This window comes from Agrobacterium sp. fls2-241-TYG-188a, from assembly GCF_030209845.1.
This window is the reverse complement of sequence record NZ_JARVRD010000001.1, coordinates 863463-883231: the sequence shown is the minus strand read 5'-3', so window position 1 is coordinate 883231 and position 19769 is coordinate 863463. Positions and strand designations below refer to the sequence as shown.

Annotated in this window: 17 protein-coding genes; 8 read left to right on the top strand and 9 right to left on the bottom strand. The window is 56.8% G+C overall.

Translation table 11 applies throughout. The features are described from left to right. Positions 1-152: 152 nt before the first annotated feature. The gene (locus tag QRN85_RS03800; protein ID WP_284757181.1) at positions 153-1298 is read left to right on the top strand and encodes an ROK family transcriptional regulator; all 1146 of its coding nucleotides are present in this window, start codon (positions 153-155) and stop codon (positions 1296-1298) included. An 82-nt stretch (positions 1299-1380) separates the two neighbouring features. Here the strand turns inward: QRN85_RS03800 and QRN85_RS03795 are convergent, their stop codons facing one another. From QRN85_RS03795 to QRN85_RS03765, 7 genes are all read right to left on the bottom strand, one after another. Beyond that, positions 1381-3519 (bottom strand): beta-galactosidase, encoded by a 2139-nt coding sequence (locus QRN85_RS03795; RefSeq protein ID WP_284757182.1) that lies wholly within the window; start codon positions 3517-3519, stop codon positions 1381-1383. Between the two features lie 15 nt (positions 3520-3534). Next, positions 3535-4677 (bottom strand): ABC transporter ATP-binding protein, encoded by a 1143-nt coding sequence (locus QRN85_RS03790; RefSeq protein WP_284757183.1) that lies wholly within the window; start codon positions 4675-4677, stop codon positions 3535-3537. 56 nt (positions 4678-4733) lie between these two features. Next, entirely contained in the window at positions 4734-5585 is an 852-nt protein-coding gene (locus tag QRN85_RS03785) for a carbohydrate ABC transporter permease (protein ID WP_284757184.1), read from the bottom strand. 4 nt (positions 5586-5589) lie between these two features. Next, on the bottom strand, positions 5590-6471 hold the full coding sequence (locus QRN85_RS03780) for a carbohydrate ABC transporter permease (RefSeq protein WP_284757185.1): 882 nt from the start codon (positions 6469-6471) through the stop codon (positions 5590-5592). A 63-nt stretch (positions 6472-6534) separates the two neighbouring features. Beyond that, positions 6535-7797: an ABC transporter substrate-binding protein gene (locus tag QRN85_RS03775; RefSeq protein ID WP_284757186.1), complete on the bottom strand. Its 1263-nt coding sequence runs from the start codon at positions 7795-7797 to the stop codon at positions 6535-6537. A 503-nt stretch (positions 7798-8300) separates the two neighbouring features. Further along, the gene (locus QRN85_RS03770) at positions 8301-8531 is read right to left on the bottom strand and encodes a hypothetical protein (RefSeq protein WP_112962401.1); all 231 of its coding nucleotides are present in this window, start codon (positions 8529-8531) and stop codon (positions 8301-8303) included. Between the two features lie 118 nt (positions 8532-8649). Then, entirely contained in the window at positions 8650-9261 is a 612-nt protein-coding gene (locus QRN85_RS03765) for a J domain-containing protein (RefSeq protein ID WP_062587878.1), read from the bottom strand. Between the two features lie 439 nt (positions 9262-9700). Here QRN85_RS03765 and QRN85_RS03760 point away from each other — a divergent pair, with 439 nt between their 5' ends. The 5 genes from QRN85_RS03760 to QRN85_RS03740 all read left to right on the top strand — a co-directional run bounded on the left by QRN85_RS03760 (position 9701) and on the right by QRN85_RS03740 (position 16677). Next, on the top strand, positions 9701-11527 hold the full coding sequence (locus tag QRN85_RS03760; protein WP_284757187.1) for an ABC transporter ATP-binding protein: 1827 nt from the start codon (positions 9701-9703) through the stop codon (positions 11525-11527). A 34-nt stretch (positions 11528-11561) separates the two neighbouring features. Further along, positions 11562-13094, top strand: coding sequence for an ABC transporter substrate-binding protein (locus tag QRN85_RS03755; protein ID WP_284757252.1), 1533 nt, complete (start codon positions 11562-11564; stop codon positions 13092-13094). A 62-nt stretch (positions 13095-13156) separates the two neighbouring features. Then, the gene (locus QRN85_RS03750; RefSeq protein WP_062587874.1) at positions 13157-14080 is read left to right on the top strand and encodes an ABC transporter permease; all 924 of its coding nucleotides are present in this window, start codon (positions 13157-13159) and stop codon (positions 14078-14080) included. 5 nt (positions 14081-14085) lie between these two features. Continuing rightward, positions 14086-14934 carry an ABC transporter permease gene (locus QRN85_RS03745; protein WP_062587872.1) on the top strand — a complete coding sequence of 283 codons (849 nt, stop codon included), beginning with the start codon at positions 14086-14088 and terminating at the stop codon, positions 14932-14934. A gap of 6 nt (positions 14935-14940) precedes the next feature. Next, positions 14941-16677, top strand: coding sequence for a M14 family metallopeptidase (locus tag QRN85_RS03740; protein ID WP_284757188.1), 1737 nt, complete (start codon positions 14941-14943; stop codon positions 16675-16677). A 58-nt stretch (positions 16678-16735) separates the two neighbouring features. On the opposite strand, the gene QRN85_RS03735 is transcribed toward QRN85_RS03740, so the two are convergent. Further along, entirely contained in the window at positions 16736-17140 is a 405-nt protein-coding gene (locus QRN85_RS03735; RefSeq protein WP_062587869.1) for a host attachment family protein, read from the bottom strand. A 231-nt stretch (positions 17141-17371) separates the two neighbouring features. Here QRN85_RS03735 and QRN85_RS03730 point away from each other — a divergent pair, with 231 nt between their 5' ends. After that, the gene (locus QRN85_RS03730) at positions 17372-17731 is read left to right on the top strand and encodes a hypothetical protein (protein WP_113091748.1); all 360 of its coding nucleotides are present in this window, start codon (positions 17372-17374) and stop codon (positions 17729-17731) included. A 7-nt stretch (positions 17732-17738) separates the two neighbouring features. On the opposite strand, the gene QRN85_RS03725 is transcribed toward QRN85_RS03730, so the two are convergent. Further along, positions 17739-18626 carry a LysR family transcriptional regulator gene (locus QRN85_RS03725; RefSeq protein WP_113091747.1) on the bottom strand — a complete coding sequence of 296 codons (888 nt, stop codon included), beginning with the start codon at positions 18624-18626 and terminating at the stop codon, positions 17739-17741. 105 nt (positions 18627-18731) lie between these two features. Here QRN85_RS03725 and QRN85_RS03720 point away from each other — a divergent pair, with 105 nt between their 5' ends. After that, positions 18732-19748, top strand: coding sequence for a YeiH family protein (locus QRN85_RS03720; RefSeq protein WP_112962315.1), 1017 nt, complete (start codon positions 18732-18734; stop codon positions 19746-19748). Positions 19749-19769: the final 21 nt, after the last annotated feature.

The following is a 19769-nucleotide window of genomic DNA, read 5'->3' as shown; positions in this document are numbered from 1 at the left end:
CGGCGGAAACGTGGTGCAACATTATCGTGGCACCATCCATCTTTGATCTAGCCGCGAGAATGTTCTTCTTGCAAAGTGCGGCTTCGTGTACCCACCGGGCGATGTAATAGGTATATTTGCTTGTGAAGATCGATCAACAAACGACAAGGGCTATGAACCGCCGTCTGATCCTTAACCTGATCAGGCGCGAAGAACAGCTCAGCCGCGCCGATATTGCCGCTGCAACCGGTCTTAGTCCGGCGGCGGTGACCTTCGTGGTCAGCGATTTGATTTCCGAAGGCTATCTTGTCGAAGGCAAGACGATCCCGGGGGGAGGAGGGCGCCGACCTATACCGCTGGAAATCAATTATGCCGGTCATCTCGCCATCGGCATCAAGATGAACGTCGGTAGTCTGGAATGCGTGCTGACAGATTTGTCGACCGCAACGCTTTCCTCTTTGACCGTCGAGTTCAAGGATACGTCTCCGAACTCTGTTCTGAATGCAGCCGAAACAGCCGTCTCACGTTTGCAGAGGCTCGCCCCGGAGGGCGCGGGGCTATTGACTGGCGTGGGATTTTCAATGCCGGGCACAATCGATGCGGAGAGGGGCGTATGTGTGAAGAGCCACCGTTTCCTGTGGGAAAATGTGCCTTTCGCCAGCATGTTGCAGGAGCGCGTCAACGTGCCGGTCTGGATGGAAGACGATACCTTGGCATTTGCACTGGCGCAGCATCTCTTTGGCCTTGGCAGGCAACATCGGGTGTTCACTGCGGTGGCGATTGGTGTGGGTATAGGGTGCGCGACAGTCGTTGATGGGAAGGTGCAGCGCGGCGCACATGGTCATGCCGGCAAAATCGGACATTCCTTGCATCAACAGGGTGGACCGATATGTGAATGCGGACGCTCCGGCTGCTTGCAGGCGTTTTACTCCGAGCCGGCCATCGTGGCGCGCTGGCAACAGACAAGGGCAGCGGAAAAGAATGGGAGTGTCGACCGCTATGCGATGAAGGAAGCGGCGCTGCAGGGCGATCAGGCCGCCGTCAGGATCTTGCAGGAGGCGGGTACGGCGATAGGGATTCACTTGGCGCGTATGGTCGATATTGTCGATCCAGAGATTATCATCGTTGGCGGCGAGGCCGTGACATTCGGTGACCTTCTCTTCGATCCGATGCGAAAGGCGCTGGACCTCTATTGCTTTACACAGCCACCCGCTCTGGTTCCGGATGAACGTGACAACTTCTGGAGTAGCGGTGCTGCGGCCCTGGCAACGCAGGGGCTGTTTAATTTCGAAATGACAACGCCCGCCATGACGATCTGACACGACCGGCGAAGGTCGATCTATGACCTTCGCCGGTTGCTTCGGGGACTTGTACCCCTCTGGGAGAACCGTACTGGCGTGATCAGCCAAGTTCTATGACGAGGCAGCCATAGCCCTCGATCGTGTTTTCGCCTGACACATCGCGTCCTGTCAGCAGGTCCTTCCCAGACGGGAGGTTCTCGATCTTTTGCTCAGTCTCAAGGGTGTTGAGAACGAACAATAGCTTACGATCCTGCGCTGTACGCATCACGACTTCCACACCTGCGGGCAAATCCGCAATCAGCGGTTCGATACCAGCTTTTGCGAGGACGACGTCATCCAATACATCCACCAGATCATCGGTGAGATAGGTTGCGAGATAGATCACCTGTCCCTTGCCGACCTTGCGCCGCGTGGCTGCTGCCCGACCCTTGGCAAAGCGGTTAGACCAAGTGGCGATGGTCTCCACGTCATCATCGAGCGTCAGCAACTCATAGAGATGCTCTGCCTCGAGCGTGCGTCCGCCGATGTCGATCGTGTATTTGCGGAAGGCAGAGGAGGATGGAAGAATATGCGGTGGCACGTAGTGACCATCCTCCACGCCACCCCTCTGGAAGAGGCCGTCGCCATCCTTTGCCGTGATACGACCGAATTCTTCGACGCGAACACCGCAGAGTTTTGCAAGCGCCCCGCCTGGGGCCAGTTCCCGGATGATATGGTTGTTGATGTCGCGCGTACCAGTCATTGCGCCGATGATCAGCGTGCCGCCAGCCTCAACGAAGGCTTCGACATTGGCTGTCCATTCCTGGTTCCACATGACCCAATGGGGGATGTAGAGCGCCTTCAAACGGGAAAGATCGTCTTCAGGATGAATGAAGCCGCATGAAATCCCGCGCTCATAGCAATGGCGATGTAGCAGTGTTGCATCGTCCTGCGGAGAGGGCAGACCGATCGGATAGGTCTTGTGGGCTTCCTGATTGTCGAAATCAGCACCGGCGATGCCGATATCCATATGGACCGAGGTTCCGAGCAGCTTGTCCTTGATCTTCGCTATATCGCGCGCAAACTGCTTTGCTTCGTCGAAACGGCGACGCCCGACATCATCATGATCGATCAGGCCCATCCAGTAGATTTCCGCACCGAAATGCGCAGGCCGCCAGCGGAAGAACATCAGGCCATCGGCCCCACGCGAAACGGATGACAGCGCCATGCGCCGCATTTCGCCCGGTTCCGGTGTCATGGTGGTAAAGGCCGGCTGGCTGCCCAGGCCTGAGGCCTGTTCCGGCACGATGAAGTTGCCGGTATAGCTGCGGCAGAGATCGAGCTTCAGCGCCTGTGTGGCACCATGCCCGCCGTTGCGTCGGAACTCGTCATAGAGCATCGGGTAGATGTCGAAACCGATGAAGTCGAGGTCTTTTCCAAAGTCACCTCGAAAATCGATATCGGTCAGATTGCCGAGATTGTGGAAGATGAACCAGTCGGGGTTCGTCGCCCGCAGGATTTCCACCTGATCGCGCTGGAACGCGGCAGTCGCCGTGGCCAGGAAACGGTGATAATCCTGCACGTGGCCGGGGCTCAGATAGGACGGCGCCATCGGGTAGGGCAGCACGACCTGATCGAAATTGTCATAGGAGGTCGCCCAGAAATGGCCGCCCCATGCAAAATTCAATGCGTCAATGCTGTCGTATTTGTGGCGCAGGAAGTTGCGGAAGGCGAGCGTTGCGGAATCTGAAAAGGACTCCGACACCGTCGTGTTCAGCTCATTGTCCGTTTGCCAGCCGATGACATAAGGATTGTCCTTGTAATGCTCAGCCATCGCCTTGGTGATGCGGCGGCTGTGATGGCGCAGCACTGGGCTCGTGGTGTCGCCATGCTGGCGCGAGCCGTGGCTGGCGCGACGGCCCTTGCGGTCGACACGGAGGATTTCAGGGTAGTTCATACTCAGCCAGCGCGGCGGCGTTGCCGTGGGTGTGCAGAGAATGGTGTTGATGCCGGTTTTACCAAGGCCTTCGATGGCGCGGTCGAACAGATCAAAATCGAATTTGCCTTCATAGGGCTCCCAGATGTGCCAGGCAAATTCGCCCATGCGCACGGCATTGAAGCCCGCTTCCTTCATCCGGTCAGCATCGCGCTGCCAGTAGCTTTCGTCCACATGTTCAGGATAATGCGGCACGCCAAGCAAAAAATCGTCAAGGTTAAGGGTGCGCCAGGCCGACAGCGGCGCAGGTTTCGTCCGTTTCATCGTGGAAACTCCAGTTTACTTTTGGGTCACAGGCTTGGGAGGTGTGAGCGTTTTGCCATCGGGGCCAAACAGGTAGCAGTCATCAAGGGCGAAGCCGACGCGGATGGATGAGCCGACATCGAAGGGCACAACCTTTCCAAGCTGGATCGTGACATTGTGCGTGCCGGTGTCGGAGCCGACAGCCATCAGCGGCGAGGCATCCGCATGGACAATGGTTTCCCGGCCCAGATGCTCGACAAGGCGTACCTTCGCGTCGAACGTCATCAGCGAGGGGTCGACATCCTGTGTTTGCAAACGCTCTGGCCGGACGCCCAGCGTTACCGTCTCGCCCGTCTTCACCGAGGCGTCGGCAGTCAGCGGAACGCGGAGGTCTTCAAGTCCAGCAAAGGAAACGACAGCAGTGCCTTGTTCTGTTCTGATGACCTTGCCTTCAAAGAAGTTCATGCGCGGCGCGCCGAGGAAGCCCGCGACGAAATGGTTCTTCGGGTTTGCATAGAGCTCCAGCGGAGAGCCAACCTGCTCGATCTCGCCCTTGTTGAGAACGACGATGCGGCTCGCCATGGTCATGGCTTCAACCTGATCGTGGGTCACATAGATCATTGTCGAGCCGAGTTCGGCGTGAAGGGTCGATAGTTCGACGCGCATCTGGGTGCGCAGGGCAGCGTCCAGATTTGAGAGCGGTTCATCGAACAGGAAAACCTCTGGCGAACGGGTGATCGCCCGGCCGATGGCCACACGCTGGCGCTGGCCGCCAGACAATTGCTTTGGCAGCTTGTCCAGTTGCTCATCAATCCGCAGGATTGCGGCGGCGCGTTTGACCGCAGCATCGATCTCGGCTTTCGGGCGCTTGGCCATGCGCAGCCCAAAGCCCATATTTTCGGCAACGGTCATGTGCGGGTAGAGGGCATAGGACTGGAACACCATGGCGATGCCACGGTCGCCCGGTTCTTCCTTCGTCACATCCCGGCCATTGATTATCAGTTTACCGGAGGAGATCGTCTCCAGACCGGCAATGGTCTTCAGCAGGGTAGATTTGCCACAGCCCGACGGGCCTACCATGACGATGAACTCGCCTTTTTCGATCGTCAGATTGATGTTCTTCAAGGCGTGGAAGCTGGTGTAATGCTTCTGGACGTTGAGGATTTCGACGCTGCTCATGTCAGTCGTATCCTTGCTGATCGGTGAGAGTTGGGTTGTGCGGCTGGCGGAAGCGGTCATCCTTTGACGGCTCCCATGGTCAGGCCGGAAACGAAGTGCTTCTGCATCAGGAAGAACATCACGACAGGAGGCACGGCGACGAAGATCGTTGCGGCCGACACGATGTTCCAGGCAGAGACCCATTCGCCCTTGAGGTTGGAGAGGCCAGCGGTCACGGGCTTTATCGCGTCGCTTTGCGTCAGCACCAGCGCCCAGAAATAATCGTTCCAGATGAAGGTGAAGGTCAGGATGGCGAGTGCCGCCAGTGCAGGCCGCACCAAGGGCACGACGATGTGGATCAGCGTTTGCCAGGGCGACGCACCTTCGGCGCGAGCCGCCTGAAACAGCTCATCGGGAAGGGCGGCGATGAAATTGCGCATGAAGAGTGTCGCAAAGCCGGTCTGGAAGGCGATGTGGAATATCATCAGGGCCCAATAGGTGTCGTAAAGCCCGGCCCACACCATCAGATCCCGGATCGGGATCATCATCACCTGTTGCGGTAGAAAGTTGCCGCCGACGAACAGCGTGAACAGCACCATCGAGCCGCGGAAACGGTAGCGTGACAGCACGTATCCGGTCAGCGTCGAGAAGATCAGGACCATGATCACCGAGGGGATCGTAATAATCATGCTGTTGGCGAAGTAGCGCAGCATCTTGGTCTGCTGGAACACGGCCACATAATTGTCTGTCAGACTGAACTTGGTCGGCCAGCCCCAGTAATTGCCTGCCATCACATCATCGAATGACCGGAAGGACGTCATGATGACGGCAAAGAGTGGTAGAAGCCACAGCGCAAGAATGACGCAGACCATCGTCATATAGGCAATGCGGGTCGCGGTTTTGTTTTCGGGGATAGGACGTGGATACATCAGATCACGCTCCCTTCTCGGCCTTGACGAGGCCGCGCAGATACCAGGCGATGAAGATGGACATGATGAGGAACAGAACGGTCGCAATCGCCGCGCCATAGCCAAAGCGGTAGGAGAAGATCGACTGTTCGTACATCTGGTAGGCAAGCACGGTGGAGGAGCCGAATGGACCACCGGCAGTCATGACCGAAATCGCATCGAAGGAGCGTAGTGCGCCGACCACGGTAATGGCGACTGCAATGAATGCGACCTGCGTCAACTGCGGCAGAACGATATGCCGCAACATCGGCCAGCCGCGTGCGCCATCCACACGGCCAGCCCCGATCATCTCCTCATCGAGATTGTTGAGGCCAGCCAGGAACAGCACCATGCAGAAGGCCACCTGCGGCCAAAGTGCTGCGATGACGACGGCGAAGGTGACAAGGTTTTCGTCCGAGAGCAGTGCCGGTGCCGTGGCCCCAAAGGCCTGATAGATGATGGCCAGCAAGCCGAAAGTTGGGTCGTAGAACCAGCCGAAGATGACGCCCACCGTGACCGCTGCCAGCACCAGTGGCATGAAGAAGAGCGATTTGACGATGCGCATTCCGGCCATCTTCTGGTTGACCAGAAGCGCAATCGCCAGCCCCATGGGTGGCGCCAGCAGGAACATCACGAGCCAGATCGCATTGTTTTTCAGGGAGATATAGAACTGCGGATCATCGATCAGTTCGGCATAGTTCGCCAGGCCGACCCATGTTTTGGCGCCCATGCCATCCCATTCGTGAAAGGAAATCCAGAACGTCTCGATCGATGATGCGATGATGACGACCAGAAAAAGGATAAGACCCGGCGCAAGAAGAAGCGCAGGCGTCAGCCAGTTGCGATGGCGGCGCCACCAGATAGACATGAGACCATCCTGTCGATGAGGAGGGGAGGCAACAACGCCTCCCATTTGGTGTTCAGGCAGAGCTTAGCCGTGGATGCGCTGACGCGTGCGCTCGATCTGCGTGAGGATTTGCTCGCGGCGATCCGGCTTGAACATGAATTCCTGGAAGCCCTTGAGGCCGGCCAGTGCAAGGTCCGGGTCGCTGTCACGGTCGTAATATTGCGCCGTGCCCTTGACCTTCTTCATTTCCTCGACGGCCATTTTCAGGATCGGATCGTCATTGATGGTGCAATCGCTACGAGCGGGCACATTGCCTTCCGGAGACAGGTAAGCGCTCAGATTTTCCGGCTTGTAGAAGAAGGCGAGGAATTCTCGCGCCAGTTCCTTGTTCTTCGAGCCTGATGGCATGTGGATCGAATCCACCGAGAAATCCTCGAATTGCTCGACGCCCGCCTTGATGGTCGGGAAGGGCGCAAAGCGCACATGTTTGAGGTCTTCCGGCGGGAAAACATATTTGATAAAATTGCCGAGATCCATCATTGCGGCCTTCTTCTGGACCAGCGAAGCCGCAGCCGGATCCCAGGCAAACGAAGTGCCGTTCGGCGTGAAGAAATCGGCCTTGATCAGTTGTTCCCACTTGTCGAACACTTCAGTGAGCGATGGATCGGTGTACTTCACCTTTCCTGCCATCAGATCCATGTGGTGCTGGAGACCATTGATGCGCAGATTCATGTGGTCGAACCATCCCCCGCAAGGCCATTGATCCTTGGTGCCCATGCTCATCGGGATGATGCCAGCCTTCTTGGACTGTTCGGCCAGTGTGAAGAAATCATCAAATGTCTTGGGAACGGTCAGTCCGAATTGGTCGAACGCATCCTGACGGTAGAAGAGGCCCCATAGAATTCCGCCCGTGGGGAGGCCATACTGCTTTCCATCGACGGTTACGGAGCTGAGTGTCGTACCGAGAACATCGGCATATTTTTCCCGCTGGACCAGATCTGAAATGTCTTCAAAAAGCCCCTTGTCGACAAAGCTGCGCATACGGCTACCGGAGAACCAGAAGCAAATATCCGGCGGACTGGCCACGAGATAATTGCGGATGGCGGTTTTGTGCGCCTCATGATCCATATTGTTGACGGTCACCGTGACACCGGACGCATCGCCAAATGCCTTGGCGATAGTCTCGAGCACTTTGCGTTGCTCGGCGTTGCCGCGATTTGAAATGATTGTAAGCTGCTTGGCCTGCGCAAGAGCGGGCGTTGATAAAGCCGCGGATGCAATGGCAACGCCCGTACCCTGAAGAAAGCGGCGGCGAGACGTGGGCAGAAATTGCGAATTGAAATTCATCGGTGATCTCCTCCAGTCAGGGTCTCCAAGACCTGACGTGCGCATAGAAATCAAAAACGAAATGTCTCGTCAATAATTAATTTAATAAATAAACAAACCTGAAAGCCGTGTGTCGTCGGTGTTATGGACCTTAAGTTGTGCGCGTTGCCGGTAGACAGTTTGCGATAGGTTGGGCGAAACATGAGGTGATGCGGTGGGCGACAAAACCTCAAGGCGCTCCGGCGGAGACAGCAGGCGCATGTTCTTCGGCGCAGGTCACGGCATCATCCCAAAGGGCAGAGGTCCCACGCTTCATGCCTTGCTACCTGAGACAGCCGCAGGCCGACAGTCCGACCCTTTAAGGTAAGGCCAGAGCCTTTCCGTATCGGGACTGGTTATTTTCAAAAGGGGAGATGCAAGTGAACCGCTACCAGCCGCTTGTTCCTGTCTGAATTTGATTCAGACCTGGAACGCAAAGCGTAGCGTGACCGAACATATTGCGATCACGCCCAAAGCGGCGGTAGTTACTCGGCGAATTTGACGGTCACGCCGCGCTGGCGAAAATAGGCCTGCATCATCTTGCGGCCGGACCGGTTGTTCTGTGGCAGCCTGGTCGAATCGAAAACCGCTTCTTTCACGCCGTCGCGCGCCATGGCAGCCTTCAGGCCCGCTATGTGTTTGTCGATTTCGGCATTGTCTGCCTGAAGCGATTCATAGATTTTGTCGGTTGCTTCGGCAACGGTCAGTTCGCTCACGGTCACTATTCCTTCTCACTCTTTTGAGGACCCGATATCACCAATCGCGCATCTGTCCTACCCCACATCTTCGATGTGAGGCCTTCAACTGTCTTCCCGCGCCGGAAAGCTTCGGAGATCAGCAGAATTCGTTCAGCTTGAGGATTTTGTATGCCTCAATCGCCGCGCGCAGTTCATCCTCAGAGTTTCGATTGCCCTGATTGACGTCGGGATGGTGCATCTTGAGCCGAAGCTTGTACTGAGCCCTGATTTCCTCGGGCGTAGCATCGTGTGAAAGGCCGAGCGTTTCGAAGGCCTTGGCTTCGAGAACCTTCAGCTTGCGCTTCTGCATCTCTGCCTTCTGCGCTTCGCGTTGTGCTGCGGTCTTGCGGGCATTGATTGCTTTTGCCGAACCGGACCGCATTGTCGAAGGCAGCGGTGGCTTCGTTTCCTGATCGATCCGTTTGCCGATCGTCTTGCGGCTGCCGATTGCGGCTTCCTTCTGGTAGCGCGCAACCTCTGGGCTGGAAGGTGCCGTCGTGAAGCTATAGCCCTTGTTGTACTCGCGCACATGCTCGAGACAGAACAATAGATAAAGGCCTTCCGCCTTCGGACCCACGGGCGCACGGTGCGTGCCAGCTTTGTCGCAGCCATCCCAGTGGCATTTGGGGCCTACGGGTTCAGCCTTTGAAACCGCGTTTTTCTTGCGCGTGGGCTTCAGGCCGACAAAAATTTTCGAATCAGCAGTCATGACCGTCTGTATGAACCTCTTGCACATTCCCGGCAAGAATGTCTGCGCCGGAACAGGGGCGTTAATTGTGTCGATTGGAGCGATTATGCAAGCGTCTTGTCGGCATCTATCGCAACTGTGAAGACCAAAGACAGAAGTGACCGTGTCTTCAAAACCACGAAAAGGTTTCGGAGGTTTGCCCTGTCCCCATTTTCTCACGCGACTTGATGTCAGACCGAATGGCTCAAATAGAACTCAAATGCATATTTGTTAGGCAATGGTGGATTATTGTTCAACAGTATAGACATGATTGTCCTACTTTGCTAGCGTCTACATTAGCAACGTCAGCTCCTGTTTTATGGCCGCGATGGGCAATGCAGTGGACAGGATTCGTCCCGGATTGCTTCCCGATATGCGCCGCGAGACATGAGCGGACCATGCCAATGCCGGAGAGACAGACATGACAGACGCAATGGATCAACTTAAGCCGCTCCTTTCCATAGAGGGACTGAGCGTCGAGTTCGGCTCCAGTCGTGTTGTCGATGATCTGTCCTTTTCAGTTTCGCCCGGAAAGACCGTGGCCATCGTTGGCGAGTCCGGTTCTGGAAAATCCATCACGTCGCTTTCCACCATGCGCCTGGCGGACATGATGGGAGCGAAATTTCCCGCCGGACGTATCGTCTTTGCCGGAAAGAATCTTCTCACCGTCTCGCAAAAGGAGATGCGCTCCATTCGTGGCAAGGACATCGCCATGATTTTTCAGGAGCCGATGACCTCACTCAATCCGGTTTTCACCATAGGCGATCAGATTTGCGAGGTGCTGGTTCTTCACGAAAAGATCAGCAAGGCTGCGGCAAGAGAAGAAGCGCGCAGACTGCTGCAAATGGTACGCCTGCCGGATGCCGAGGCACTTCTCGATCGTTATCCTCACCAATTATCCGGCGGGATGCGCCAGCGCGTCATGATTGCCATGGCGCTCGCCTGCCGTCCAAAGCTGCTGATTGCCGATGAGCCGACGACCGCGCTGGATGTCACGATCCAGGCACAGATCCTCAACATCATGCGCGATCTGCAGAAAGATCTCGGCATGGGCATGGTTTTCATTACCCATGACATGGGTGTCGTCGCGGAAATGGCCGACGACGTCGTTGTCATGTGGAAAGGCAAGAAGGTCGAGGAAGGCCCTGTCGGCCAGATTTTTGCCAATCCGCAACATCCCTACACCCGTATGCTTCTTGCAGCGGTACCGCGCCTGGGCAGCATGACGGGAGAAAATCATCCCAAGCGCACACCGCTCACTGTCCTTGAAGACGGGAAGCCAAAGATCATCGGCGAGGAGCGGGTCCAGGATACGGCAAGATATGACGAAAAGCCGATCCTGTCGGTGAAGGATCTGCTTGTCCGGTTTGACGTGCGTAAAAATCTGTTCGGCAAGGCAACGCATCGCCTCAGCGCCGTCCAGAATGTCAGCTTCGATATTCATCCGGGCGAAACGCTGGCGCTGGTGGGTGAGTCCGGTTCGGGCAAGTCCACGATAGGACGGACAATCCAGCAGCTTCAAACGTCGATGGGCGGCGAAATTTCCTTTGCCGGGCGCACCTACTCATCCATGTCCGCCGCTGAGCGGTTCCGGATGCGCCAGGAAGTCCAGTATATCTTTCAGGATCCCTTCGCCTCGCTCGATCCACGCAAGACGATCGGCTTTTCCATTGCCGAGCCTATCAACACCCATGGTCTGCTGTCCGGCTCAAGGGCTGTCCAGCGTCGGGTGGATGAGTTGCTCGAACGGGTTGGGCTGAGTGCGTCGGTCGCCAACCGTTACCCGCACGAGTTTTCGGGCGGCCAGCGGCAGCGCGTCTGCATCGCGCGCGCCTTGGCATCCGATCCGAAACTCATCATCGCAGACGAAGCGCTGTCGGCGCTCGACGTGTCGATCCAGGCGCAGATCATCAACCTGTTCATGGACCTGCAGGCGGAGCGCGGGCTCGCCTATCTTTTCATCAGCCACGATATGGCTGTCGTCGAGAAGATAAGCCACCGCGTTGCGGTTCTTTATCTTGGCCAGATCATGGAGCTGGGCAGCCGAAGACAGGTCTTCGAGACGCCCATGCATGATTACACCCGCCGCCTTTTGTCGGCCGTCCCAATCGCAGATCCCGGCGCTATCAGACAAACGGCAATGATAGAGGGTGAAATCCCCAATCCGGTCCGTCGCGTCGGCGACGAGCCAGCAATTCTCGTTCACGAGGAAATAGAACCGGGCCACTTCGTCGCAAGAACGGCCTGATAATCCGCATCACTCTGAGAGGAACAGATCCATGATGACAATAAAAAACAGGGGAATGACAGCAATTGTGGCGCTCGCGCTATCGGGCGTGGCGCTCTCCGTCGCGCCAGCCTCTGCTGCAGGAAAATTGACGATTTCCAGCCCGCAGGATCCCGGTAGCTGGGACCCTATCGATACATTTCTGGTGCAATGGGCCGCTGTCGCCACTAATATGTTCGATGGCCTGACCTATCGCGGCCCGGATTTGAAGCTGGTGCCCGGTTTGGCTGAAACGTGGGAAGAACTGGACGAAGGCAAGCGCATCCGCTTCAAGCTTCGCCAGAACGTCAAGTTCCACAATGGCGAGCCCTTCAACGCTGAAGCCGTCAAGTTCACGTTCGACCGTCTTCTGGGCGAGCAGGGGGCAAAAGGCCCGCAGCGCTCCAATTATACGGCCATCGAGAGCGTGGAGATCATCGACGAAAACACCGTGGATATGAAGCTGAAAGCTCCAGATCCTGTTCTGCTGACGAAGCTTGCCGGTTACGGCGCGATGATCGTTCCGCCGAAATACATCACGGAAAAAGGTGAGGACAACTTCAACACCAATCCCGTCGGCACCGGCGCCTTCAAATTCGTGTCCTATGCGCCTAAGGTGAATATCAAGCTCGAAGCCAACCCGGATTACTGGGGCGGCGCGCCGAAGCTCTCCGAGCTCGACTATCGCTTCATCTCCGAGCCTGCAACAGCCGTTGCCGAGCTTCAGGCTGGCCGCGTCGATCTCGTGATACCGCCAACCATTCCGATTGGCATGTTGCCGGTCATTCAGGGCGATTCCAATCTGGAAATCGTCAGCGTTCCCGGCCCGACGGTGGATGCGCTGCGCTTCAACACGCGCGACGGCATCACCAAGGACCCGAAGGTTCGCAAGGCCATCATTATGGCGGTGGATCGCGCCACCATCGTCAAGTCCATCCTCGCAGGTCAGGGTTCGGAAATTGCAAGCTTCCAGGGCGAGCTTTCATTCGGCTTCGACCCGGAACTGAAGTCGCTGCCTTATGATCCTGAAGGCGCAAAGAAGCTTCTTGCTGAAGCTGGCGTAAAGCCGGGCTCGACGGTGCAGATCGATATTCGCGGCAATGACGCGACGATGAACGAAGTCACGCAGGTCATCGCCAGCTATCTGCAGATGGTCGGCATCACCGCAACCATCAAGCCATACGAAACCAATGTTCTGTTGAACGACATCATCCCGCAGGGCAAGACCGGCGCGATGTTCCAGCAGAAGTGGGGCGGCTGGACGTTCGATTACGACAACACCGCCTATTCCATGTACCACTCCGGTGAAAAGTGGAATCCTTACGAAAAGGATGAGGCGCTGGACAAGCTGCTGGAATCACAGCGGCCTCTGACAGACCGGGCCGAGCGCGAGCGTATCCTGAAGGAAATCGGCAAATACACGGCCGAGAAGGCGCTTGAACTGCCGCTCTACAACACCAACGCGATCTATGGTGTGAGCAAGAAGGTCAAGGGCTTTGTCGCAGCACCCGATAACCGTCTCAAGCTGACCGACGTTACCGTCGAGTAGTCTTTGTTTGACGCCGCTTCACGGCAAGCGGCGTCAAAAATCATCTTTGCAAGGAAAAGAACGTGGTTGGTTTCCTCATCAAGCGATTGCTGCAGGCATTTTTTGTCGTCATCGCAATCACCCTGCTAGTCTCATTTGCCATCCGTCTGACGGGTGATCCCGCCGTCACGATGTTTCAGGGTGGTGGCAGCATGACGGAGGAGGATCTGGCGCGTATTCGGGTGGCGCTGGGAACAGATCAGCCCTTCTTTGTTCAGTATCTGAATTTTCTGAAAGGGCTCGTGACGCTCGATTTCGGAAAAAGCTTCGTCGGTGGCACGCCCGTATCCCGGCTGATTGGCGATGCCTTGCCTGCAACTCTTTTGCTGGCCCTCATATCGATGGTCGTATCGATAGCGCTTTCCATCCCGCTCGGCATCAAGGCCGCGACCTCGAAGGGCAAGGGCCTCGATCAGGCCATTCGCATTTTCTCGCTGCTCGGCCTTTCCTTTCCGAATTTCTGGCTGGCACTCATGCTGGTTCTACTCTTTTCCATCACGCTGGGATGGCTGCCGCCGAGCGGCATGGGTGGTGCAGCAAGCTATGTCATGCCCGCCGTGACCATGGGTGTTATTCTCACAGCCACCAATGTCCGGCTCGTTAGAACGGCAATGCTCGATACGCTGCAGTCGCAATATATCATGGTCGCCCGCGCGAAGGGGTTGAGCGAGAGCAAGGTTCTTTACAAGCACGCGCTGCGCAACTGCGCCATTCCGCTCATCACCTATTTCGGCCTTCAGTTTGGCGGGCTTCTGGGCGGTATCGTGGTGATCGAGCGGGTCTTCAACTGGCCCGGTATGGGTTCACTCGCATTCGATGCGGTTGGCGCGCGCGATTATCCGGTGCTGCAGGCGGTCATTACCGTGCTGTCGCTGATGATCGTCGGCATCAATCTTCTTGTCGATATTGCTTACGGGCTGGTCGATCCCCGTATCCGCACGGAGTAACTGACATGGCTGCAAACACTTCCCGCCTTTCGCGTTTTTACAGCCTTGAGTTCATTCTTGGCGCAACCCTGACAGTTGTGATTTGCGCGGCCGTGCTGTTGTCGGATGTGCTCTTTCCGGGTGGCGCCGACAAGATCGATCTGATGGCACGGTTGGCCAAGCCCTTCGCAAGTGCTGCCCATCCTTTCGGAACGGATCCGCTGGGGCGCGATGTGCTGGCGCGCGTGGTCGCAGGCGGCAAGATTTCGCTTCTGGTCGGCTTTACATCGGTCATCGGTGCCGTCGTCTTTGGTGTTCTCATGGGCCTTATTGCCGGTTATTACCGCGGTTTCTGGGACATGGTCGTCATGCGCTTTGCCGATATTCAGCTGGCAATGCCATTCATTCTCCTAGCCATCACCTTCATCGCCATCGTCGGCGGCAGCCTCACCAACACCATCATACTGCTGATCGTTTCCCAATGGGTGCAATATGCGCGTCTGGTGCGCGGCTCTGTGCTGACGCTGCGCGAGCGCGAATTCATTCTGTCGGCCCGCGCAATCGGCGTGAAGGACTGGCGGATCATCTTTCAGCATCTCCTGCCCAATCTGGTCGGCCCGGTCATCGTTCTGATGACGCTGAACGTCGCCAACAACATTCTTCTGGAAAGCAGCCTGACCTTCCTCGGCATGGGGGTCGATCCCACCATTCCCAGCTGGGGCGGTATGCTGGCTGATGGCCGGACATATCTTCAGATTGCCTGGTGGGTGAGCGTATTTCCCGGCCTTGCAATCCTTCTGACCGTGCTGGGTCTCAATCTCCTGGGTGACTGGTTGCGCGATAGCCTCGACCCCACCGGCAGAACCGCGAGGTAACAGACGATGACAGAGATATTTCGACAAGGTTTCGAGCGGACGCTTGAGCAGATTATCGGCGACGCCAAGGCAGGTCAGCGCATTGAAGCGTGGACTTTCGATGACGCTCCAAGCCGCCGCGATGCCGAGCGGCGCCTGACCGAAAAAGGTCTGACGGCGCGCATCCGCAGCGCGTACAAGCCGCTGCTGCACGCCTTTCTCGAAGACATCGATCTTACCGGCGTCACGAGCATTCAGATCGGATATCCCGTCCATCCGGCAGCACCGGAAAACCGCTTCCGGCTTGAGGCGTATCCCTTGGCGGCCTTGGTGGGTGACGCCAAAATTGCGTTTCGTCCGCGCCCGGATGGCGAATTCTTTTACGATGTTGCCCTGACAAGGGGTGAGGTTGTCGAGACGCTGAAGGTTCTTGCGCCCAACCGCGTCCATGTGGATGCCGTCGGAGAAACCAATGTGTCACCAACCGGCTGGATCCAGCGTGGCGACGGTGACACCGGAGCGCGGCTGGAGACAGACTATGAGCGTCTGTTCGAAAGCGCGATCAAAGCCATCGCGGCCTATGATTGGGGGCAGGATGAGCCCTATTTCGACGAGTTGAACATTCGTGTTCTTCTGCCGGCGCGGGATGAACCGCTTGGCTTTGGTCATGAGGTGATAAGCCTGCGCGAAGCGCTGCACGAGGATCTGTATTTTTCGCTGCTCGAGTTCTTCCAGAAGAAATCAGGTCGTCCGCTTGGCGATCGTGGTTTGAAACCCGGACAGATCGTCCCTGAAATCATTGAAAGCGAAGCGGAAATCTCGGTGGTCATCGAGAACAGACCGCTCGGTACGGGATTTCTGGATTGCGCAGACCAGTCGCTCGATACCGCAAAGGAACCGCTTTCCGCCCGACAGATAGACACGCTGCTAGCCAATATAGGCGGCGAAGCGTTTTTCGCGCCCGCCCGCTCGGGAAGGCAGGTGAAGGCCCACTACGTCAAAGGGAGCGATGCTGCTGTCATGATCAGCGGCGGTCAGCATCCGAATGAGACAACCGGCATCGTGGGGGCTCTACGTGCAGCGCGCGTGCTGCGGGGAAACCCCGGCGCACATTTCACCATATCTCCACTCGAAAATCCCGATGGCTATTCCGTTCACCAGCGGCTGCGGGTTGATAACCCGCTGCATATGCACCACGCAGCACGATACACGGCGCTGGGCGACGATCTGGAATACCGCACGGAAGAGAACTCCGGCGAATACCTGAACGAGAAGGAAATACGGTTCAAGGCGCAGGAATTGAGTGACGCCAAGCTGCACGTCAACCTGCATGGCTATCCGTCGCATGAGTGGACGAGGCCACTTTCCGGCTATGTTCCGCGCAACTTCGCCATGTGGACACTGCCGAAGGGCTTCTTCCTCGTCATGCGTCACCATGCCGGATGGACGGAACAAGCCGAAGCCCTGCTGGACAATGTTACCCGACATCTGGGACTAATTCCGGGGCTTCTGGAATATAATGACAGGCAGATTGCGCTTTACGAGATTCACGCTGGCGAAACGGGCTTCCGTGTCATCAACGGATTTCCGTGCCTCTCATCCATCGATGACAGACACACCGTTCCGATGACGTTGATTACGGAATATCCTGACGAAACCATCTATGGCGTTGACTTCGTTGAAGGCCACACCGCACAGATGGAAACCGTGATTGCGTCCTATCGCGCGTGGCAGGACATTCTGTCGGCGGTCCAGATTTCCTGAACCTTGTGACGAGAGCCTTGAGGGGCCGGAACACACCGGCCCGCTCACATCAGAAATATCAGGCAGCGGCGAGCGCTTTTTCGATGTCCTGCACGCTGTGACCGGTCAGGTCCTTGTCGAGTTCGCCTACCAACACATCCGATAGGGATTTGTGGTAGCTCTTGCGCATCTCACCCAGAGTGCGGGGTGCTGCGATGACGACAAGGCTTTTGATCTTGCCGTTCAGAACCTGGTTGTTCAGCATTTGCGCGACACCTGCGGAAAAGCCGTCTTCGTCCTGCTGGCTGTCATCCGGGTTGGCGGCACTGGAAGAGTGACGGGAGCCGGATGGTATCTTGCTGTCATCCACCGTCGCTGCGGGCATGGCTGTCAGCTTCACATTTTGCGCGTCACCTTCATTCTTGAAGAGGCTGAGCTTTTCGCCGTCCGCGACTGCGATTACCGTGTTCTGTGGAATGTCCATTTTTAGTCTCCCATGTGAAGAGATAGAATTCTTGTCGAGCGTTTACACGCATGGAACAACCAATCCCGTGCAGTTCCGTTCCGTTTCGAATCCGCTCTCGTGCGTTCCAGCACCTTGGGCAGCTCGCCGTTTCGTACGGAACGCTCACGCTTTTCAGAATTTCTGTTGACTTGACACGCTCGGCTGCGAAACTGCCCCGGTGCTGGAAACAAGCTTTGGGAGGAGCGTTTCATGAGACGGAATTGGCCTGACGAGTTCAGAGACTTTCTAAACGGTGCAGAAGAGGTGACACTCACCCTGTCGGGAGCGGAAAGCCATCATCCCAAGATCACGCGCAAAGCCTTAAAGGTTCGCATTTCCCAGGAGAATTACGAGAAAATCTGGCCGCTCGCGGAAATGCGTTACAGGCTTCAAGGTGACCGTGCGGGTTCTGCCGTTACACTGATCACCAGCAATCCTCACTACCAGGCCTGGCATCCGGCTGATGGTGGTATCGAGCAGGTGACGCTGCCCAGCGGGCGGGTGCACGAAACGAAATTCGTTATCGTCCACTTCCTTCTGGATGAAGTGCGCGAGACCGTGGAGGCATAGGAGGCCTTTAGCCGTCCTTGCGATGACAGATATCGAAGAGCGTCAGCGCGGCTTTGCTCGCGTGACGCTCCTTGTGTCGCAAAATCCGGAATTCGCGGGCAGGGGCGCGAAAATCGACTTCGCATAATCTGCCGCTCTCAATATACAGCTGTGCGGCAAGCCGCGACACCGCGGCTGCTCCCGTACCGGAAAGCAAGGCGCAGAGAATAGACTCGTTGGACGGGAGGACCAGCACGGTATTGAGGGAACCGGCCTTGATGCCGAGATCGATCAAGGCTTCCTCAAAGGCAGACCGCGTTCCCGATCCCACTTCGCGCATCACCCAGCGACCATCTTTCAGGTCCTCCGCGCAAAGCGCCTTTTTGCCTGCCCATGGGTGAGACGGACCAACAACGACCACAAGTTCATCCTTGGCGACAATAGAGCCCGCAAGCGCCGGCTCATCCAGTTCACCCTCGACAAAGCCGATATCGGCCTCGCCACTAATGACAGCGTCTGCAACGGTGCGCGTGTTTCCTATTGTCAGTTCCAGCTCTATGCCGGGAAAGTCATTGTGAAAGGCCATGAGACGTGGCGGCAGCCAATAGCTTGCGATCGTCTGGCTGGCGAAAACATTCAGCGAGCCGCGTTGCATCCCGCCCAACTCGCTCAGGATCAGTTCCACGGAACGAGACCGTGCGAGCAGCATCCGTGCTTCATCAAGAAAGATGCGTCCCGCTGCCGTCAGCTCGATGCGACGTCCGATGCGATGGAAAAGCTCGACGCCATAATGCTGTTCGAGATTGCGGATGGCCGAGCTGACGGCCGATGGCGTCAGATGAATGGCGGCCGCTGCCTTCGTCAGGTGCTCGCGCTCGGCTACGGCAACAAAGATTGAGAGTTGTTCGAAGGTCATAGGAAATCGTTCTGTTTTTCCGAATGAAACGTAGAATTATATTCGATGGAAGTAAATTAAATTAGATGAAAAAACTGCGACTGGTATCAATCGAGTCAGTTCATCATGCAGTCCTCGCAACTCCGTCAAATCGTCCCCGGCTTGGTCATGTGCGTCCTTGTCGCCGGTGCAGCCTATGTTCTCGCCCGCATTCAGCACGCGTTGCTGGGCGCTGGGTTTCTTGAGGCCTTGGTGTTTGCGATCATCATCGGAATTGCGATCAGGACCATCTTCTCACAGCAGAAATCATGGCAACCGGGCATAAGCTTCAGTTCCAAGACATTGCTCGAGATCGCCATTGTCCTTCTCGGTGCCTCCATCAGTTTTGCCACAATCCGAAGTGCCGGGCTGACGCTCATCATTGCCGTTGCTGCCATCGTTACCATGTCCATCTATGTAAGCTTCGCGGTTGCCCGCCTGCTCGGTCTGTCTCCGCGCCTGTCGATGCTAATCGCCTGCGGGAATTCCATTTGCGGCAACTCTGCAATTGTCGCAGTCGCTCCGGTTATTGAAGCCAATTCCGATGAGGTGGCTTCCGCTCTCGCTTTCACCGCTGTTCTCGGCGTCGCCTCGGTCCTGCTTCTGCCGCTCCTTTATGTCTATGCAGGAATGGGCGCTCTCCAATACGGGGCTCTGACAGGGTTGACTGTCTACGCCGTTCCGCAGGTTCTGGCGGCGGCGACGCCCGCTGGTCTCCTTGCCGTCCAGACGGGAACGGTCATCAAATTGCTGCGTGTCCTCATGCTTGGTCCCGTCATCTTCACGCTTGGCATCCTTCAGGGAAAGGCCGCCCGGCGTGAAGGCCGCGCAACCTCCCGTCGCAACCTTGTTCCGTGGTTTATCATCGGCTTCATGGCGGTGGTGGTGCTGCGATCGTTGGGCCTGATCCCGCTTGAAATCGTAACCATCCTGCTGACAATCTCAAGCGCGCTTACCGTCATTGCTATGGCGGGTCTTGGGCTGTCAGTCGATATTCGCACCGTTGCCAGTGCCGGTGGCCGGGTGATTGTTGCTTCATCGATTTCGCTGTTGCTGCTCGTAACCGTCAGCTACTTCGTGGTCATATCGGCGCTCCAGCCATAAGGCAGGCGAAGTTGCAGCGGC

What these genes read in the sequence shown, in the direction of transcription:
- QRN85_RS03745 (WP_062587872.1), top strand. Translation starts at nt 14,086, where the DNA reads ATGGCTGCAAACACTTCCCGCCTTTCGCGTTTTTACAGCCTTGAGTTC.
- QRN85_RS03720 (WP_112962315.1), top strand. Translation starts at nt 18,732, where the DNA reads ATGCAGTCCTCGCAACTCCGTCAAATCGTCCCCGGCTTGGTCATGTGC.
- QRN85_RS03765 (WP_062587878.1), bottom strand. Translation starts at nt 9,261, where the DNA reads ATGACTGCTGATTCGAAAATTTTTGTCGGCCTGAAGCCCACGCGCAAG.
- QRN85_RS03795 (WP_284757182.1), bottom strand. Translation starts at nt 3,519, where the DNA reads ATGAAACGGACGAAACCTGCGCCGCTGTCGGCCTGGCGCACCCTTAAC.
- QRN85_RS03785 (WP_284757184.1), bottom strand. Translation starts at nt 5,585, where the DNA reads ATGTATCCACGTCCTATCCCCGAAAACAAAACCGCGACCCGCATTGCC.
- QRN85_RS03780 (WP_284757185.1), bottom strand. Translation starts at nt 6,471, where the DNA reads ATGTCTATCTGGTGGCGCCGCCATCGCAACTGGCTGACGCCTGCGCTT.
- QRN85_RS03735 (WP_062587869.1), bottom strand. Translation starts at nt 17,140, where the DNA reads ATGGACATTCCACAGAACACGGTAATCGCAGTCGCGGACGGCGAAAAG.
- QRN85_RS03740 (WP_284757188.1), top strand. Translation starts at nt 14,941, where the DNA reads ATGACAGAGATATTTCGACAAGGTTTCGAGCGGACGCTTGAGCAGATT.
- QRN85_RS03760 (WP_284757187.1), top strand. Translation starts at nt 9,701, where the DNA reads ATGACAGACGCAATGGATCAACTTAAGCCGCTCCTTTCCATAGAGGGA.
- QRN85_RS03730 (WP_113091748.1), top strand. Translation starts at nt 17,372, where the DNA reads ATGAGACGGAATTGGCCTGACGAGTTCAGAGACTTTCTAAACGGTGCA.
- QRN85_RS03775 (WP_284757186.1), bottom strand. Translation starts at nt 7,797, where the DNA reads ATGAATTTCAATTCGCAATTTCTGCCCACGTCTCGCCGCCGCTTTCTT.
- QRN85_RS03755 (WP_284757252.1), top strand. Translation starts at nt 11,562, where the DNA reads ATGACAATAAAAAACAGGGGAATGACAGCAATTGTGGCGCTCGCGCTA.
- QRN85_RS03725 (WP_113091747.1), bottom strand. Translation starts at nt 18,626, where the DNA reads ATGACCTTCGAACAACTCTCAATCTTTGTTGCCGTAGCCGAGCGCGAG.
- QRN85_RS03800 (WP_284757181.1), top strand. Translation starts at nt 153, where the DNA reads ATGAACCGCCGTCTGATCCTTAACCTGATCAGGCGCGAAGAACAGCTC.
- QRN85_RS03790 (WP_284757183.1), bottom strand. Translation starts at nt 4,677, where the DNA reads ATGAGCAGCGTCGAAATCCTCAACGTCCAGAAGCATTACACCAGCTTC.